16 protein-coding genes are annotated in these 16,580 nt (G+C 62.4%); 3 read left to right on the forward strand and 13 right to left on the reverse strand.

Annotated elements, in window-relative coordinates:
* The first annotated feature begins 174 nt into the window (after positions 1-174).
* Positions 175-1,170: a calcium/sodium antiporter gene (locus RN346_RS15415; RefSeq protein WP_409335773.1), complete on the forward strand. Its 996-nt coding sequence runs from the start codon at positions 175-177 to the stop codon at positions 1,168-1,170.
* 29 nt (positions 1,171-1,199) lie between these two features.
* Entirely contained in the window at positions 1,200-1,772 is a 573-nt protein-coding gene (locus RN346_RS15420; RefSeq protein WP_311961642.1) for a hypothetical protein, read from the forward strand.
* On the opposite strand, the gene RN346_RS15425 is transcribed toward RN346_RS15420, so the two are convergent.
* Together RN346_RS15425 and RN346_RS15430 are read right to left on the reverse strand one after the other, a co-directional pair.
* On the reverse strand, positions 1,740-3,530 hold the full coding sequence (locus RN346_RS15425) for a TRAP transporter fused permease subunit (protein WP_311961643.1): 1,791 nt from the start codon (positions 3,528-3,530) through the stop codon (positions 1,740-1,742). The two genes, RN346_RS15420 and RN346_RS15425, sit on opposite strands and share 33 nt — an antisense overlap.
* Before the next feature lie 111 nt (positions 3,531-3,641).
* Positions 3,642-4,619, reverse strand: a complete 978-nt coding sequence (locus RN346_RS15430) for a TAXI family TRAP transporter solute-binding subunit (protein ID WP_263585931.1) — start codon at positions 4,617-4,619, stop codon at positions 3,642-3,644.
* Between the two features lie 399 nt (positions 4,620-5,018).
* Between RN346_RS15430 and nhaD the strand changes: the two genes are divergently transcribed.
* A complete protein-coding gene (gene nhaD / locus RN346_RS15435; RefSeq protein ID WP_263585930.1) occupies positions 5,019-6,488 on the forward strand; it encodes a sodium:proton antiporter NhaD in 1,470 nt (489 codons plus the stop codon).
* A gap of 36 nt (positions 6,489-6,524) precedes the next feature.
* On the opposite strand, the gene RN346_RS15440 is transcribed toward nhaD, so the two are convergent.
* The 11 genes from RN346_RS15440 to RN346_RS15490 form a co-directional block, all read right to left on the reverse strand.
* A complete protein-coding gene (locus tag RN346_RS15440) occupies positions 6,525-7,196 on the reverse strand; it encodes a glutathione S-transferase (protein WP_311958858.1) in 672 nt (223 codons plus the stop codon).
* A gap of 33 nt (positions 7,197-7,229) precedes the next feature.
* Positions 7,230-7,820, reverse strand: a complete 591-nt coding sequence (locus tag RN346_RS15445) for an antibiotic biosynthesis monooxygenase (RefSeq protein WP_263585928.1) — start codon at positions 7,818-7,820, stop codon at positions 7,230-7,232.
* 128 nt (positions 7,821-7,948) lie between these two features.
* Entirely contained in the window at positions 7,949-8,326 is a 378-nt protein-coding gene (locus RN346_RS15450) for a hypothetical protein (protein WP_311958859.1), read from the reverse strand.
* Positions 8,327-8,332: 6 nt separating this feature from the next.
* Positions 8,333-8,557, reverse strand: coding sequence for a DUF2835 domain-containing protein (locus RN346_RS15455; RefSeq protein ID WP_263585926.1), 225 nt, complete (start codon positions 8,555-8,557; stop codon positions 8,333-8,335).
* Between the two features lie 66 nt (positions 8,558-8,623).
* Complete coding sequence (locus RN346_RS15460) at positions 8,624-10,402, reverse strand: EAL domain-containing protein (RefSeq protein ID WP_311958860.1); 1,779 nt, start codon at positions 10,400-10,402, stop codon at positions 8,624-8,626.
* A 196-nt stretch (positions 10,403-10,598) separates the two neighbouring features.
* Positions 10,599-11,090: a C40 family peptidase gene (locus RN346_RS15465; RefSeq protein ID WP_311961644.1), complete on the reverse strand. Its 492-nt coding sequence runs from the start codon at positions 11,088-11,090 to the stop codon at positions 10,599-10,601.
* Between the two features lie 112 nt (positions 11,091-11,202).
* Complete coding sequence (phnE, locus tag RN346_RS15470; protein ID WP_311958862.1) at positions 11,203-12,018, reverse strand: phosphonate ABC transporter, permease protein PhnE; 816 nt, start codon at positions 12,016-12,018, stop codon at positions 11,203-11,205.
* Positions 12,019-12,031: 13 nt separating this feature from the next.
* Positions 12,032-12,856 (reverse strand): phosphonate ABC transporter, permease protein PhnE, encoded by an 825-nt coding sequence (phnE, locus tag RN346_RS15475; protein ID WP_311961645.1) that lies wholly within the window; start codon positions 12,854-12,856, stop codon positions 12,032-12,034.
* A complete protein-coding gene (gene phnC / locus RN346_RS15480; protein ID WP_311961646.1) occupies positions 12,853-13,683 on the reverse strand; it encodes a phosphonate ABC transporter ATP-binding protein in 831 nt (276 codons plus the stop codon). The genes phnE (RN346_RS15475) and phnC overlap by 4 nt, the downstream gene beginning before the upstream one ends.
* Positions 13,684-13,756: 73 nt before the next feature.
* Entirely contained in the window at positions 13,757-14,719 is a 963-nt protein-coding gene (phnD, locus tag RN346_RS15485; protein WP_311961647.1) for a phosphate/phosphite/phosphonate ABC transporter substrate-binding protein, read from the reverse strand.
* Positions 14,720-14,796: 77 nt separating this feature from the next.
* Complete coding sequence (locus RN346_RS15490; protein ID WP_263585919.1) at positions 14,797-16,545, reverse strand: bifunctional diguanylate cyclase/phosphodiesterase; 1,749 nt, start codon at positions 16,543-16,545, stop codon at positions 14,797-14,799.
* Positions 16,546-16,580 lie beyond the last annotated feature (35 nt).

Genomic DNA, 16,580 nt, shown 5'->3' on the forward strand with positions numbered 1-16,580 from the left:
CTGATGAATAGAGCAGAAACAGCTCATATAATTAATGATATAACATATCAATAAAAACGGGCTACGCCAATACTCCCTTGCGGCTTTACCTGGACCGAAGCGTTGAAAAAGCGAGCAAGGGGCTTGCCAATAACCGTAGCGATACGGCTTATTTCACGCTAATTTGAGCGACTAATGGCGCGCGACGCTGATCACCGTGAAGAGATCACCATGCTCTACTTCGTGTTAAGTCTATTGGGCGGTATTGCGCTTTTGACCCTCGGCGGCGAGGCGCTGGTACGAAGCGCGGTTGCCGGCGCCGAGCGTTTGGGGGTATCGGCACTGTTTACCGGGCTTGTGATCGTGGGCTTTGGCACCTCGGCACCGGAGCTGGTCGTGTCGATCAACGCCGCGCTCGATCAGCAGCCGGATATCGCCATCGGCAACGTGGTGGGGAGTAATATCGGCAATATCATGCTGATTCTGGGTCTTTGCGCGCTGATTTATCCGCTGACCACGAAACGCCAGGCGCTCAAGCGTGACGGGCTGGTGATGCTGGCCGCGACCCTTTTGTTTATTGTTTTGGGCGCCAGCGGGGAGCTTGGCCGCCTCGATGCGCTGCTTTTCCTCGCAGGGCTCGTTGGCTATCTCGTCTGGGCGTACCTGAGCGAGCGCCAGACAGCCCCCACGCAGGAGCCGCCCAACGTACTGCCGGAGCCACCGGCCCAGAAGCCGACCTCTACCCTCTGGATCGTTCTCGGCCTGCTCGGCGGATTGGCGCTGTTGATCGGCGGCTCGCAGTTTTTGCTCTACGGTGCCGTCGGTATCGCCCAGACGCTGGGGCTTTCCGAGGCGGTCATTGGGCTGACCATCGTCGCCGTGGGTACGTCACTTCCGGAGCTTGCGGTGTCCCTGGTCGCCGCGCTACGCCGCCATGCCGACGTGGCGGTGGGCAACATCCTGGGCAGCAATATCTTCAACCTGCTGGGTATTCTGGGCGTCTCGGCGTTTTTGCAGCCGCTGGTGCTCATCGAGCGCATGGTGATATTCGATCAGTGGGTGATGCTTGGCTCGGCGGTCGCGCTGCTGGTGTTTCTCTATACGGGGCTTCGCCTGTCTCGAACCGAGGGTGGCATTTTACTGGTGGGCTATGCGGGCTTCGTGGCGGCGAGCTTTACACTCTTTGGCTAAACCCATTTTCTCGATCCAAGGAGCCACTCATGCGCCTGGGCACGCTGGGGCCGGAGAGCAGCAACCACGCACTGATCGCCAAACGCTACCTGGCCAGGCGCGCTAACGGCACAGGCGAATGTGTCTACTTCGAGGATTTCGAGCGTGCCTTCGAGGCGCTGTTGGCCGGCGACATCAGCCACCTGCTTCAATGTACCGCGCACTCGAGCCACGCCGACTGCGTTGGGCGTACCATGCATCGCGCCTTCCCGGTGGACGTGTTCATCGCCGGCTCCCACCCGCTGGCGCTGATCGTGCGCCGCGACGTCCAGCGCCCGTCGCGTCTTGCGCTGCAGCCGGCCACCCGCCACTACACCGATCTGAGCGCCTTCGACGAAATCGTCGAACTCCCCACGACCTCGGCCGTCGCCGACGCCTTGCTTGCCGGCGAGGTGGACGCGGGCCTGTGCGCCGCGCAGGTGGTCTCGCAGGCACCACAAACCCTGCGCATCGAGCGCGCCCTTGGCTCGGCGTTGGACACCTGGGTGATCTACTCGACGACCCAGGCGCCGCCCTCATCACCGCTGCGACTAGACGAGGAAGATGGCGGCCAAGCCCCCTAGCACCAACACCAACCGCCACCAGAGTGCGCGCCGGGCGATGACGCCGAACGAGATCATGCCAAGCCCAATGGCCACCTTCAGCGCGCTTATCAGCGCCGCGCCGGGCGTAAAGGCGAGCTCGATGATATGAGGGTTGGCCACCATGGCCAGCGGGATGATGTAGAGCCCGATCCCCAGCGCCATCGCCTTGACTGCCACCTTGAGCCAGTTTTCACCCACCATGCCGGCCGCGATGAACACGCCGCCGCACACCGGCGGGGTAATGGTGGACAACAGCGCGAACCAGAAGACGAACAGATGCGCGAGCAGCGGTGAAAGTCCCAGCGAGGTCAGCGCCGGCCCCGCCACCGAGACACAGATGACGTAGGCGGCCGTGGTCGGCACCTCCATGCCCAGCACCAGGCACGCGAGCGCGGTGAGCAACAGCGCCGGCCAGAGCATGTCGCCAGAGAGCGACAGGATGCCCGAGGTGATCTTGACCCCGAGCCCGGTCATGGAAAGCACGCCGATCACCAGCGACGCGCAGAGAATGATCGCCCCGATCATCGCGATCTGGCGCCCGGCGGTGAGCGCGGCCTCACAGAGCCGGCTAATGAAGCCCGAAAACGAAAAGCGCAGCCTCACGTTGAACAACAAAAGCGCCATACCCGCGAAGATCGCGATGCTCGCCGCGTATTGAGGCGTAACGCCGCCGTTGAAGATGCGCTCCAGCAGCAGCACGAAGGGAACGGCAAAGAACAGTGAGGTAATGCATACCTCTTTGGCTGTCGGGCGCTCACTTTTGGCCACGGGCTTCAAATCGTGGCGCGAGGCGTAGGCATTGATACCGATCCAGACAGTGAAAAAATAGAGCAACGCAGGCAGCGCCGCCGCCGCCATGATCTGGGTGTAGGGGGTGCCGGTTAGCTCGACCATGACGAAGGCGCCAGCGCCCATCAGCGGCGGCATGATCTGCCCGCCGGAGGAGGCCACCGCCTCCACTGCCCCGGCCAGTGTGCGCGGATAGCCCAGCCGCACCATCGACGGAATGGTGATCGCGCCGGTAGACGCGACGTTGGCCGAGGCGGAGCCGGAGATCGAGCCCATTAGCGCCGAGGAGATCACCGACACCTTCGCTCCGCCGCCGGTCAGCCGTCCGGCAATGGCGCCAGCCAGGTTCATGAACCCCTGCCCCGCCTCGCCGGCGTTCAATACCGCGCCAAAGATTACGAAGATCGCCACTACCCCCACGCTCACCCCGGTCAGCGATCCCCACAGGCCGCCCTCGGCGATGGTGAGCGTTCCCACCAGGCTTGCCAGAGGAATGCCCGCGTGGCCAAAGGCTCCCGGCACGTACTCGCCAAATACGCCGTACAGCAGCGCCAGCAAGGCGACCAGCGGTAGCGGCCAGCCGATCGCCCGGCGCGCGGCCTCGAGTGCAACGAAGATCAGAAACACCCCGATCGCCATCTGCAGATGCGTGTCGATAAACCCATACTGCGTGGCGAGTGCGGTTTCGTTGAGCGCGATATAGCCGCAGGCCGCTATCCCCGAAAGCGTCAGCAGCCAGCCGCTCACATACTGAAAGCGGCTGCGCGCCATGTAGATCAGCACCCAGGGCAGCAGCAGCGCCATGTGCAGCGGGCGGCTCACCAGTGCCGGGGCCAGCCCGTAGAAGATGAGCCCGAGATGAAAAATGACGCTCGCCATCCCCAGCGCTACCCAGCCTGTCGCCCGAGGCGCTGCCGCGACCGCGGCGTCTTTCGATAAAACCTGCATGACGTTTGCCTATACGACTGAAAACACGACGACGATGAAATACACGAAGACAATGAAAAACACCACGGCAACCGGGGCGCCGTGGTGAATCAATTCATGAAAGAGTAAGGATCAGCGCAGCGCGTCTGGAACGTCGACGCCCGCCTCTTCGTAGTAGCGAATTGCGCCGGGGTGCAGCGGCGTGGTCATGTTCTCGAGCAGCGCCGGGGTGATGCTGCCCCACCAGGCGGCTTCTTCGGCCATGGCGTCGCGACGTTCCCAGAAGGTTTTGGTCAGCGTATAGGCGGTGTCGTCGTCCATCTGCGCCGTGGTGTAGGCCATGACCGGAAGCGAGGTCGTATGAACGTCTTCATTGACGCCGGGGTAGGTGCCGCCTGGAATCACCTGAGCGGTCGCGCCGGTCTGCTCGATCTGTTCATCGGTCAGCGACACCAGGGTGATCGGCATGCTGGCAGCGGTTTCGATCACGTTCGGCGTGGGGAAGGAGCTGGCGGTGACGAAGGCATCGATCTGGCCGTTCTTGAGCGCATCGGGACCGTTGCCCAACGCGGCATCCGCCAGGCGAATCTCATCGTCGAGGCCGAAGAGTTCGAAGTAGCGCTGGGCTTCCCGGGCGCCAAAGGTGCCGCGGCCGATCAGTACGTGCTTGCCGGCGAGCTCATCGACGCGGGCGACACCGTCATCCCCGGCAATGACGAAGTGCATGGTGATCGACGGAATAGGGAAGAGCCCACGAATGTCCTGAAAGCGAGGGCTTTGCCGCTTGGCGAAGGGCCCTTCGGCGTCCATGGCTTGCTCGACGAGTGCCGGAGGCGTCGTAAAGACGTAATTGCCCTGACGCGCCATGACCTCCATGACGTTTTGTACCGAGCCCTGGCTCTCTTCCAGGGTCAGCACGATATCGTCATTGGTGCCTTCGCGAATCGCCTCGGAAAGCTCTACGCCCATCTGATAATAGGCCGTACCGGCAGACGACGACTTATAGGTAATACGCGTTTCGGCCTGGGCGGAAAACGCCATCAGTCCCGACACCAGTAAGGCGGTCGTAACCGTAATCGAACGATGAAATAGAGGAGCTAGAGGGCGCATGAAATATCCTTGGCTGGAGCGGCGTTTGCGAGGAAGTTTGCTTGTTGTGGTCGTTAGAGGGTGTCTCTGATGCCCATAAAATACCATGACCCTGGCGGAATGCCAGCCATCAACCGCGCGCAATGCTCGCATTGATCCGGTTTTTAATAACTGGCCTTATTCAGTAAACAATACGCTTTAATAAAAGCGTACTTTAGACCAATGGATAAGAGCATTCGTGACATAACACCAAACGCTAAAACCAGCCATTCTCTAAACGACTAATTTGCTAAAAAAAGACGTTTCAAACCCATTGATAGCGCACTTCTTTCGGTTTTATTCCATATTGCGTTAATCCCCCCGTTGTTAAACTCGAAGTGCCTCTTTTTAGTCCCTTTTAATAATAAGGAAATCACTCTTATGCTGATGCGACATCACGCCTTACGCCAGCCGCGACCCGCTCGCCGCTGGCTTTTTTTATGGGCGATGGCCCTGCTGATCTTCTCGCCCTGCGCTCTGGCCATCACCGGCGAACTCGATTTAACCAGCTCGATGACGGGGTTTCTGGCACTGGGAATTTTCATACTCGCCTACGCGCTGGTCATGGCCGAAGAGAAAATCCACATGCGCAAATCCAAGCCGGTATTGGTGGCAGCGGGCATCATCTGGGGACTCATTGGCTGGGTATACGTTCAAAACGGGCTGTCGGAAACCTCCGAGTACGCGTTTCGAATGACGCTTCTGGAATTTACCGAGCTGATGCTCTTTTTGCTGGTGGCGATGACCTACATCAACGCCATGGAGGAGCGTCGGGTGTTCGATGCGCTGCGCAGCTGGATGCTGCGTAAGGGCTTCAACTACCGCACGCTGTTCTGGCTGACCGGCGGGCTCGCTTTTTTCCTCTCGCCGATCGCCGACAATCTGACCACGGCGCTTTTGATGTGCGCGGTGATCACCAAGGTGGCAGAAGGCGACAAGCGCTTCATCAACCTGGCGTGTATCAATATCGTGGTCGCCGCCAACGCCGGCGGTGCCTTCAGCCCCTTTGGCGACATCACCACACTCATGGTGTGGCAGGCAGGCATCATTCCCTTCCAGGAGTTCTTCATCCTGTTCGTGCCGGCGCTGGTCAACTTCTTGCTGCCGGCGACGATCATGAGCCTGGTCATCAAGGATCAAAAGCCCGCCAGTGTCTACGAAGAGGTCATCATGAAGCGCGGCGCGCGGCGCATCATCGCGCTTTTTCTGCTGACGATCACCACCGCGGTTTTGTGCCATACGCTGCTGGATCTGCCGCCGGTACTGGGCATGATGACCGGCCTTGGCTACCTGCAGTTTTTCGGCTTCTACCTGCGCAAGAGCCTCCCCAAGTCGCTTGCGCGCAAGCGCGAAATCTATAGCCGCGAAGGCGACAATAAAAAGCTCGCACAGCTGGGTAGCGTGGTGCCCTTCGATGTTTTCAACCGCGTCGCGCGCGCCGAGTGGGACACGCTGCTGTTTTTCTATGGGGTGGTGATGTGCGTCGGCGGACTTGGGTTCATGGGCTACCTGGGGCTTTTATCCGAAGCGCTTTACAGCGGCTGGAACCCGACCTGGGCCAACGTGGTGCTCGGTGTGGTGTCCGCCGTAGTAGACAACATTCCGGTGATGTTCGCCGTACTGACCATGCAACCGGCGATGTCCGATGGGCAGTGGCTTTTGATCACGCTGACCGCGGGCGTCGGGGGCAGTCTTCTATCGATCGGCTCGGCGGCGGGAGTGGCCGTCATGGGCCAGGCCCGCGGCTCGTATACCTTCATGGGTCATCTTCGCTGGACGCCGGTGATCCTGCTTGGCTACGTGGCCAGCATCCTGGTGCACCTGTGGCTCAACGCGGCAAGCTTCGGCTAACGGTTTGCCCGGCGCGGGGCGCGCCGGGCACTTTCTTTAGCGCTCGAGGATATCCAGCGGCCCGGCGCGCTCGATCACCCGCTGCCAGGCGGGGTCGCTCTCCAAACGCTGGGTGAATCCTGCGATGGCCGGGTAGTTGCCAAGCGAGCGGGTGCCCTTGAGCGCCAGCATCGGAAAGCTCATCTGTACGTCTGCCCCGCTTGGCCAGGCGCCGCCGAAGTTCTCCTTCGCGCGCAGGTGCGCTTCGATGAACGCCATGTGCTGATCGAGCTGCGGGTCGAGAAAGCGCTCGCGGATCGTCGAGCTGATTCCCTTGGCCACGGGCCTCACCAGCGCCGGCGACTGTTTGGGAATATGGCTGAATACCAGGCTCATGAGCAGAAGCGGCATGAGCGAGCCTTCGGCGTAGTGCAGCCAGTAGCGGTAGTCCAGCCATGTCTCGACGTCCTCAGGATCAGGCTTGAAACGTCCTTTACCGTAGCGCTCGACGAGGTAGTCGATGATCGCGCCGGACTCGGCGATGGTCAGCTCACCATCGACGATCACCGGTGACTTGCCCAGCGGATGCACCTCCTTGAGCGCTTTCGGTGCCTGCATGGTCTTGTCGTTACGTTTGTAAACGTGAATGTCGTACTCGAGCCCCAGAAGCTCCAAAAGCCAGATAACCCGGTGCGAGCGCGATTTCTCGAGATGGTGGACGTGAATCATGGCCCTTCCCTGGTGGTGGATGGTGAAACGCTCTTACAGCCTGGCCTGGGAGCGATGGCTTTGCCACCAGCGGCCCAGCTGTACACGCGGCGACCACCGCCCCTGAAGCCAGGGCGCCAGCAGCCGGGTCGACAGCGGAATGAAGATGAACACCATGATCGGCGTTAGCGCCAGCGTGCTGACCAGCACGCGTGGCACGAGCGCCCAATCGGCCAACAGCGCGCCAAACAGCCACTGAAACATCAGCGAAATGGGAAAAAATGCCAGCCACACCGCCACCGCCTGTTTCCAGCGCGGGGTAGGCTCGACGCCGTCCATGTGAAACCAGGCCCCCAGACCCGTGGCACGCTGCTCGATCGGGGAGTCGAAAAGCCCCTGGCCGCGCTTGAGCCAGCCTTCACGTGAGGCGGAGTGCTGCCAGACGTTGAGCATCTGCTGATCGCTAAAGCGAAACACGATCTGATACTCGTCGTCGCCCCGAGGCGGTGCCAGCACGCCGGAGCCCAGATAGCCGGGGAAATCCGCCGCCAGGTCGCGGCCTTCGTTGAGCCAGCGCTGAAAGTCTTGATAGCGGCCGTTGGCCACGCGGCGGGCCACCATCATCGTCACGGGTAAGGTCGACATGGGTCATCTCCAAAATGAGTCACAGCGAGACCGGGTAGGCCGCTGTCGCTCGCCGGGGCGGGTAAGCCCTGGGCGAGCCCTGCATTATAGACGCAATATCGGTGCCAGAAACGTTCGGCCACTGAAAATTAACGGGGGATTGGCGCTGCACGCTCGCCGCGCTGAAAGGCGCGTACGTGATCGTAAATAGCGATGGCGTCGCGGATCACGGCCTCCTCGCCGGGTTTGAACGACAGCGGCGGCGAGCGGTGATTTTCATTGTCGATCAACGCGTTGACGTCGTCACGATAGCGCTCCAGCACCCCCTCCAGCCCCAGGCGAAGCCGGTATATCTCGAGGGCGAACTGCTGTTTTTGCTCCTTGCGCCGCAGCACCTCGAGCGGGTCGCTGGCGCTTTCGATCAAACTCTCGAGCGTATTGAGCACCAGGGTGTCGGCCTGGTTGAGGTTGGGAATAATGCGCAGCACCAGCTCGTTCAGGCTCGGCGCTTGATGAAAGGCGGGCATGGCGAATTACCTTTGAACGAAATCGATGCGGCTAAAGCGGCCCTCACCCGTAAACGTGAGTCGAAATACCCCGTGCACGCCCTCCTGGTCGACGACTCGGCGCAGCGCCTCGGCGGGAAAGACGACCCAGCGGCCGTCGACGCTGCGCGCGCGTACGTTGCGATAGCGCCCTTCGTAGTACGCCAGGCACTCACGCGGAGTCAAACTCAAAACGACGTCGATGGAAGGCATGGTAACGGTACGAGCAACACTCAAGCGGCCAGGGAAATAATGGATAGAAACGAGCAGGCATCGAGCTTACAACAGCCCCTTCGAAAGCGGCTTGATGGTGTGCCACTCGAGGCGCTCGGGCCAGTGCTCGATCCAATCGGGCACCTGCTCGGCGGGCATGGGGCGTGCGATGCCATAGCCCTGGGCCAGGTGGCAGCCCAGCGCCATTAGCGCGCTCGCGTGGGCCAGCGTCTCCACGCCTTCGGCCAGCATCGGCTTTTTAAACCGGTTGGCCATGTAGATCACGCTCTCGACGATCGCCATGTCATCGTGGTCGTCCAGCATATCGCGCACGAAGCTCTGATCGATCTTGATCAGGTTCACCGGCAGCTGGCGCAGGTGGGTAAGCGACGAAAAGCCGGTACCGAAGTCGTCGATGGCAAAGCCCACGCCCAGCGTCTGACAGCACGCCATGTTGACCAGCGCCGACTGGATGTCGTGAATGGCGGCGCTTTCGAGCACTTCGAGTTTCAAAAGCGACGGGCTCACGCTTGGGTAGCGCGCCAGGTGCTCGCCAAGGCGATGGCTGAAATCCTTGACCAGCAGATGGGAAGGGCTGATGTTCACGCTCACCGTCAGCGCCGTGCCTTGGGTTTGCCATACCGAGAGCTGGCGCAGCGCTTCGTTGATCACCCACTCGCCGAGATCGACCTCGAGCGGGGTCGCCTCGATGTCCGGTAAAAACGCCGCCGGGGCCAGCAGCCCCTCTTCCGGATGCTGCCAGCGAATCAGCGCCTCGAGACCAACGATCTCACCGGTGCGCATGTCGATTTGCGGCTGATAGAAAAGGCGCAGCTCGTCACCGTTGAGCGCATCGGAAAAGCGCTGGCGCTTTTCATGGCGCACGCGCAGCTGGCGGTCCTGATCCGGGTCAAAAAAATGGTAGGTATCGCGGCCGCGCTGCTTGGCGCGATACATCGCCTGGTTGGCGTGGCGCAGCAGTATGTCGCCCTGGGCGTAGTCGTTGGGGTAGAGCGTGACCCCCAGACTCACCGTGAGATAGATACTCTGACCATCGAGCATCAGCGGCTGGCGAATCGAGTTCAAGAGCGTTTCGAAATACGCCTCGTCCACCCCGTGGTGCAACAGCAGCACGAATTCGTCGCCGCCGACTCGAGCGAGCACGTCATCCCCAACCAGCAAGTGGCTCACGCGCCGGGAAAACGCCGCCAGAATGGTATCGCCGCGCTTGGGACCCAGCCGCTCGTTGAGGGTCTGAAAGTAGTCGATATCGAGCGAGCATACCGCCAGCGGCAGGCCCCTGGCATCGGCGTGCTGAATGGATTCCTGAATGAGCTGGGTCAAAAGATGCAAATTGGGTAAGCCGGTAAGCGAGTCGAAGCTGATTTCGCGGTCGAGATGACGCGCGTGGGCGGGAATGGCGGAGAGATCCGACAGCACGATGACATGATAGGCCACCCCGCCCTGCTCGTTGCGTACCCGATTGGTCGACATCATCGCCGGATAAGGCTTGCCATCGTGTCCCCGGTAGCTCACCTGGCTCTTGCCGCGGTCGCGAAACAGCACGTCGTCGTTCAAAAACCGCGAGGCCCGGCTATCCTCCAGCGCCAGAATGCTGAACGATTGGGGCGATTTACCCATCACCTGGTCCAGGGCAAGCCCGGTCAGCTCACAAAAGGCCGGGTTGACGTCGACGACGAGATTCTCGGCATCGGTGATGATGATCGCTTCATTGGCACAATAGAATGCCGCTTCGCAGAGCGAATACGAAGCGCTGGAGGGCACGACCGAGAGCGGCGCGTTACCTCGCAACGACAGCGCGGCATCGAATTGTTGCTGAGCCAATGACTGCTCCTTGGGCAAATCGGGGAGTGAGCCATGCATCGCGGGAAAGCCTGCCAATTCAGCGGCTTGATCAGCGGCGCATTCGCCGCGCGAAGCAACACGGCGCGGATGACTAAATTCATCACGCTTAACAGGCTACCATTATTAACATTTAATGGGCGTACTTAAACGAAACTTCTCATCTTTTTTCGCGCGCTTATGGCGCCAGTGACGCCGCGCCCAGGTAGCGGCTTTCCCAGTAGTCGATGTCCAGCGGTACGCTGACCACCTGACGGCCGCTGCCCGGCGCGTGGATCATCTGGCGGTTGCCGCGGTAGATGCCCACGTGGGTGGCCTTGGCACCGCTGCCGAAAAAGAGCAGATCTCCCGGGCGCGGCTGTGGGGTGCCGGGCAGCGCCCGGTACTGCTGATCGGCGGTGCGCGGCACCTTGAAGCCGGCGGCGCGGTAGGTCATCTCGACCAGCCCCGAGCAGTCGAGCCCTTTGGGCGTATTGCCGCCGAAGCGATACGGCGTACCGATCGCCTGCTGGGCGTGGGAAAGAATCAGCGCGCGCTCCATCGAGATGCCCGCCATGTTCGGGGTCGGGGCGGTGGTTATCTCCTTGCTGGCGCAGCCAGCGAGCAGAAAAAGCGCCAGCAGCGCCCCAAGGCGCCGGCAGGCGCGAGGCAAGACAACGTTAAAAGACAAGCGAGAAGCGGTACAAAAACACGGTGTCGACATGGTGCGCTCGGCCGGTGGCGTCAATGAGGTTTCATCATGGCCCAAGGCGCGCACGGTTGCCACACCTGCCTGTTGAGCCTCAGATCATCGCGTGGCGCACACGCGCCGAGATCCACTCTGAGACCAAAACGGTTGCGAAGATCATCACGAAGATGACGCTGACCTGACTCCAAGCGAGGCTATTGATCGAGGCGTTGAGCTGTAGCCCGATGCCACCGGCGCCGACTAGTCCCAGCACCGTCGACTCGCGAATGTTGATATCCCAACGGTAGACGCTGATGCCGGCGAAAGCAGGCAGGATCTGGGGCAGCACGGCGTAGTTCATCACCTGCAGGCGGCTTGCCCCGGTGGCGCTGATTGCCTCGACCGGGGTTGGGTGGATCTCCTCGATCGCCTCGTACAAAAGCTTGCCGACGAAGCCGATCGAGCGCAGCGCGATGGCAATGATGCCCGCGAGCACGCCGGGCCCAACGATGGTGACCAGCAACATCGCCCAGATCAGCGAGTTGATCGAGCGCGACGAAACGATGACGGTCAGCGCCAGGCTTCGCACCAGCGGGTGCGGCGTGGTGTTGCGCGCGGCGAGAAACGCCACGGGAAAGGCCATCAGGATGCCCAGCGCCGTGCCCAGGGTGGCAATATTGAGCGTGTCCCACATCGGCTGCCAAAGGCTCGCCGCGTACTCCCAGCGCGGCGGCAGCATGCGACTTAGAAGGTCACTGCCCTGGCGCCCGGCGTCCAGGGCGAACACCCACATGGTGTTGTCCGAAATCACTTTCCAGCAGAGCAGAAACAGGCACGTGCCCGAAAGCCAGCCGCCAAAGCGCAGCCACTGGGCGCGGCTGGTGCGCCGCTGCCACAGCGGCAAACCATCAAGAGAGGTCGAAACGGGCATCAAGGATTCCTGCCTATTGGGTGAAGCGGCGAACGTGGCTGGAGGCGTATTCGCTGGCCAGCACGATCGCGATGATGATCAACAGGATCGCCGCCGAGGTGCTGTACTCGTAGCGGCTGAGCGAGGTGTTGAGCGTGGCGCCGATGCCGCCGGCGCCGACGATGCCGATCACCGACGACTCGCGAAAGTTGATGTCGAGGCGGTACATGGAGAGCCCGATCAGCCGCGGCATCACCTGGGGCTGGACGGCGTGGTTCATCACCTGCCACCAGCCGGCGCCGGTCGAGCGCACCGCCTCGACCTGGCGCGCGTCGAGATCCTCGATGTCCTCGGCCAGAAGCTTGGCCATGAAGCCGATGGTGGCAAAGGCCAGGGTGAGCATCCCAGCCAGCGGCCCGAAGCCGAACATCACCACGAACAAAATCGCGATGATGATCTCCTGAAAGGTGCGCGACACCGCGATGATCGCGCGGCACAGCACGTAAACCGGCAGCGGCGCGATATTGCGCGCCGCCCCGAGCCCCACGGGAATGGCGAGCAGCACGCCGATCACCGTGGAGGTGAGCGTCATGGTCAAACTCTCCAGCAGCCCGGCGAGGATGTCGCTCTGGCGGCTTACAAAATCCGGGTGGGCAAAGGCCGCCAAAAAGTTGAGCCCGCGCCCGGCGCCCTCGGCGACCCGCGCCCAGTTCACCTCGACGGAGCCCAGCGCCAGCGCAAGATACGCCAGCACGCCTACGCAGAGCACCACGCGAAGCCACCGGCGCTCGATGAAGGCGGGCTTTCGCCACTGCCCGCGCCGCGCCGCGCTCAGTCGCGCCTGGTTATACGACCTCATGAGGCGGCCACGCGCATTGCCGGCGCCGCGGCCCGCCGCTGCGCGTCTGGTGCCTCATACTCGCTGTCCGCGCTCTCGCGAACATCCCACTCCTCCTCGCCGTAGATCGTAGTAAGCATTTCGGCGGTCAGCTCCCCCGGGGCGCCATCGAAGACGATGCGCCCGGCGTTGAGCCCAACGATGCGGTCGGCGAACTGCTGCGCCAGGGCCACATCGTGGATGTTGATGATCGCGGCCAGGCCCCGCTCGGCGCAGAGCTCGCGGATCAGGCGCATGATCTGGCGCGAGGTTTTCGGGTCGAGACTCGCCGTGGGCTCGTCCACCAGCAAAAGCCTCGGGCTTTGCAACAGCGCCCGGGCGATGCCCACCCGCTGGCGCTGGCCGCCGGAAAGCGCATCGGCGCGCTTGTCGATGGCATGCGCAAGCCCCACCCGCTCGAGCAGGCGAAACGCTTCGCGCACCGCATCCGACGGGTAGCGGCGCAGAAAGCTTCGCCAGAAGCCGACGTAGCCCAGCCGCCCGGAGAGTACGTTCTCCATCACCGTGAGCCGGTCCACCAACGCGTACTCCTGAAAGATCATGCCCATCGAGCGCCGCGCCCGCCGGAGCCCGGCGCCGGACAGAGTGGTCAGCTCCTGATCGCCCAGGCGAATGCTGCCCTGAGTCGGCTCCACCAGCCGGTTCACGCAGCGGATCAGCGTACTCTTGCCCGCGCCCGATGGGCCGATCAGCGCCAGCACTTGCCCCTCAGGAAGGGTCAGCTCGATATCGCTGAGCGCGCGATCACCGGTGGGGTAGCGTTTACCAACGCCTGCAAGTGTGAGCATGGAAGTACCTCGTCAATACGGCACTCGGCCGCAAGCGTAGCTTCCGGCCGAAAGGTCTCGAAAAACGCGGGGGTCAGTCGCAGTCGTAGGTGACGTTGTTGGCGTCGGCGATGGTGCGAATCACCGACCAGTGATCGGCGTAGGTGATCGGAATGAACTGCGCCTCGCCGGAGTTTTCGAACTCCGCTGCCAGCGGCGTGCCTTCCCAGTCATAGCTGAAAAAGGCGTCCTGAATCTGCTGGGCGAGCTCGGGTTTCAGGTTGTGCGCCAGGCCATAGCCGGTGGTCGGGAAGGTTTCCGAGGTATAGATGACGTCGAAGTCGCCTTCGTTGACCACGCCGCGGGCGAGCATGCGCTTGGCCACCGAGTTGGCGATCGCCGCCGCGTCGTAGTCCTGGTTCACCACGCCCAGAATCGAGTTGTCGTGAGAGCCGGAGAAGGCAGTTTCGAAATCCTCGCCCGCTTCCATGCCATACTCGGAGCGCAGAAGCGCCGAGGGCGCGCGGAACCCGGAGTTGGAGGTTTCCGAGGTAAACGCCAGCTGGCGCCCTTCCAGGTCCTCGACGGACGCGATGCCGCTATCCGGGTAGGTGATGATCTCCATCTCATAGCCGAAGCTGCCGTCGTCGGCGGCCATCATGGCGAACGGGCGGAACCCGCCGCAGTTCACCGCCACCGGCAAGCCGCCGGTGTTGAAGCCGGCGATATGCAAACGCCCGGCGCGCAGCGCCTCCTGCTGAGCGGCGTTGGACTGCACCGGGAAGAACTGCACCTCCTTGCCGGTCGCCTCGCTCAAGTGCTCGAGAAAGTCCGCCCACACCTCGGCGTACACTGCCGGGTCTTCTACCGGCGTGTAGGCGAAGACCAGCGTATCCGGGTCGACCCACTGGGACTCGTCGCTGGGCACGTCGGCGATCATGTCACCATCGTCATCGGTGTAGCGCGAGGAGAGATCGGCGGCGGCGCCGAGCGTGGTCAGCGCGAAGGCACCCGTAATGGCGGCGCTAAGAAGCGTGCGGGTAAAAGAGAGCGTCATCGTGAACCCCTAAGCGTTGTTCGAAGTGCCCTCATGGTGACAGCGCCGAATGACAGCCCCGCGACACTAACGTGACATCAGGATGACACTGAGCCCTGGGCCTCACGGCGCTCGACGAACAGGCTGTTGCCGGGAATCTTCTTCGCCTGGTGCTTGAGCTCGGAGAGTTTGGCCGCGACCTCGAGCGCTTTATAGCGCGTCGCATCCAGCACCGGCTGGACGGCGATCGACACGCTCACACAAGGAAAAAAATCCGCCTCCCCCCGACGATTTTCGACCCGCACCCCGCCCTGCTGTCGATCGCTCTCGGTATAGAACTGCGGCGCCATCACGCCAAAGGAGTCGAGAATCTGGCGGCACACGCTCTCCCAGTGCTCGATGGGCAGCAGCATCATGAAGTCATCGCCGCCGATGTGGCCGATAAAGCCGCCGGCGCTGTCCACCTGCGCCTGCAACAACCGGGACAGCGCAATGATCACCTGATCGCCCCGGGCGTAGCCGTAGGCGTCGTTGAACGCCTTGAAGTTGTCCAGATCGACGTAAGCGGCGGCGAAGGGCGTTTGCGCCTCGAGCGTCTGGCTCAGGGTCTCGTTGATCAGAATGTTGCCGGGCAGCCCCGTGAGCGGATTGGCGTGGCGCGCCTGGCGCACCTGAATGGCGGTGATCTCGCGCAGCAGGTCGACGATGCTGCCCATGCCCAGATAGCGCCCCTGCTCGACGATCACGAAATCCTCCTGGTCGATGTCGTGGCGCTCGGTCAGCGCCTGGCTGAGCGTTTCCAGCGGCGTGTCCGCCTCGCTGATCAGCGCACGGGTATCGGCAACGTCCATCACCCGGCGCTTGGCGTAGAGCGCGTGGCTGTAGGGGTTGGTGAACAGAGTCAAAAAGGCGTTTCGCCGCACCACTGCGACCGGCCGGCCGCTGTCGATCACCGCGACACAGCGAAGCGTGGGGGCGTTACGAAAACGCTCGGCCAGCGCCAGCACCGAATCCTCTGGGGCGACGGTATCGATCGGGCGCGAAATAGCGCGGGCGGTACGCCCGGCGCTGCTGATCTGCCCGGCGGCGGGTAGCTGCATATGAAGGGAAAGCGGCGGCGTGGCGCTGGGCCGGGCAAAATAGAAACCCTGCAAGAGCGAAAGTCCGCGGTCGAGCTCCCAAAGGCACAGATGCTCGGCGGCGGTTTCGATCCCCTCGGCAATCAGCTTGCAGTCGAGACTTCGCGCCACATCCAGAATCGAGCGCAGAAACTCCCGCTTGGCCGGCTCCTGGTCGATCCCGGCGATGAAATGACGGTCGAGCTTGACGAAGTCCGGGCGCAGCTCCGCCCAGTGGCGAAGGCTCGAGTGCCCGGCCCCCAGGTCGTCGAGGGCCACCTGAAAGCCCATGTCGCGGTAGTGATCCACCGCTTGGCGCATCAACTCGTAGTCGTGAATCGGCACGTGCTCGGTGAGTTCGATCACCACCCGCTCCGGGGGCAGGTTGCTTTCGCGCACGAACCCCAGGGTCAGCCCCTCCTGAAAGTCGCGCTCGACGATGGTCAGCGGCATGACGTTGAGAAACAGAAAGCCCGGAAGCTCGAGCTCGGCAAAGCGGGTAATCGCCAGGCGCCGGCACAACAGATCGAGCTCGACCAGAAGCCCGGCCTGGGTCGCCACGTCGAACAGGCGCAGCGGCGAGTGCAGCGGCGACGCTTCTGGCCCGCGCACCAGCGCCTCATAGCCAAAGATCGCCTGCTGGCTCGCGTCCATGATGGGTTGAAACAGAACGCTCAGGTCTTCGCGTTCGAGAATGAGATGTAGCCACTGAGCGTCTTGCGCGGTCATGCCAAAGGCCTTATGAACGGGGTGTACGGATAAAC

It is taken from the genome of Halomonas sp. PAMB 3232, from assembly GCF_031954225.1.
Classification (GTDB): Bacteria; Pseudomonadota; Gammaproteobacteria; order Pseudomonadales; family Halomonadaceae; genus Vreelandella.

What these genes read in the sequence shown, in the direction of transcription:
- RN346_RS15415 (WP_409335773.1), top strand. Translation starts at nt 175, where the DNA reads ATGGCGCGCGACGCTGATCACCGTGAAGAGATCACCATGCTCTACTTC.
- RN346_RS15420 (WP_311961642.1), top strand. Translation starts at nt 1,200, where the DNA reads ATGCGCCTGGGCACGCTGGGGCCGGAGAGCAGCAACCACGCACTGATC.
- RN346_RS15425 (WP_311961643.1), bottom strand. Translation starts at nt 3,530, where the DNA reads ATGCAGGTTTTATCGAAAGACGCCGCGGTCGCGGCAGCGCCTCGGGCG.
- RN346_RS15430 (WP_263585931.1), bottom strand. Translation starts at nt 4,619, where the DNA reads ATGCGCCCTCTAGCTCCTCTATTTCATCGTTCGATTACGGTTACGACC.
- nhaD (WP_263585930.1), top strand. Translation starts at nt 5,019, where the DNA reads ATGCTGATGCGACATCACGCCTTACGCCAGCCGCGACCCGCTCGCCGC.
- RN346_RS15440 (WP_311958858.1), bottom strand. Translation starts at nt 7,196, where the DNA reads ATGATTCACGTCCACCATCTCGAGAAATCGCGCTCGCACCGGGTTATC.
- RN346_RS15445 (WP_263585928.1), bottom strand. Translation starts at nt 7,820, where the DNA reads ATGTCGACCTTACCCGTGACGATGATGGTGGCCCGCCGCGTGGCCAAC.
- RN346_RS15450 (WP_311958859.1), bottom strand. Translation starts at nt 8,326, where the DNA reads ATGCCCGCCTTTCATCAAGCGCCGAGCCTGAACGAGCTGGTGCTGCGC.
- RN346_RS15455 (WP_263585926.1), bottom strand. Translation starts at nt 8,557, where the DNA reads ATGCCTTCCATCGACGTCGTTTTGAGTTTGACTCCGCGTGAGTGCCTG.
- phnE (WP_311958862.1), bottom strand. Translation starts at nt 12,018, where the DNA reads ATGCCCGTTTCGACCTCTCTTGATGGTTTGCCGCTGTGGCAGCGGCGC.
- phnE (WP_311961645.1), bottom strand. Translation starts at nt 12,856, where the DNA reads ATGAGGTCGTATAACCAGGCGCGACTGAGCGCGGCGCGGCGCGGGCAG.
- phnC (WP_311961646.1), bottom strand. Translation starts at nt 13,683, where the DNA reads ATGCTCACACTTGCAGGCGTTGGTAAACGCTACCCCACCGGTGATCGC.
- phnD (WP_311961647.1), bottom strand. Translation starts at nt 14,719, where the DNA reads ATGACGCTCTCTTTTACCCGCACGCTTCTTAGCGCCGCCATTACGGGT.
- RN346_RS15490 (WP_263585919.1), bottom strand. Translation starts at nt 16,545, where the DNA reads ATGACCGCGCAAGACGCTCAGTGGCTACATCTCATTCTCGAACGCGAA.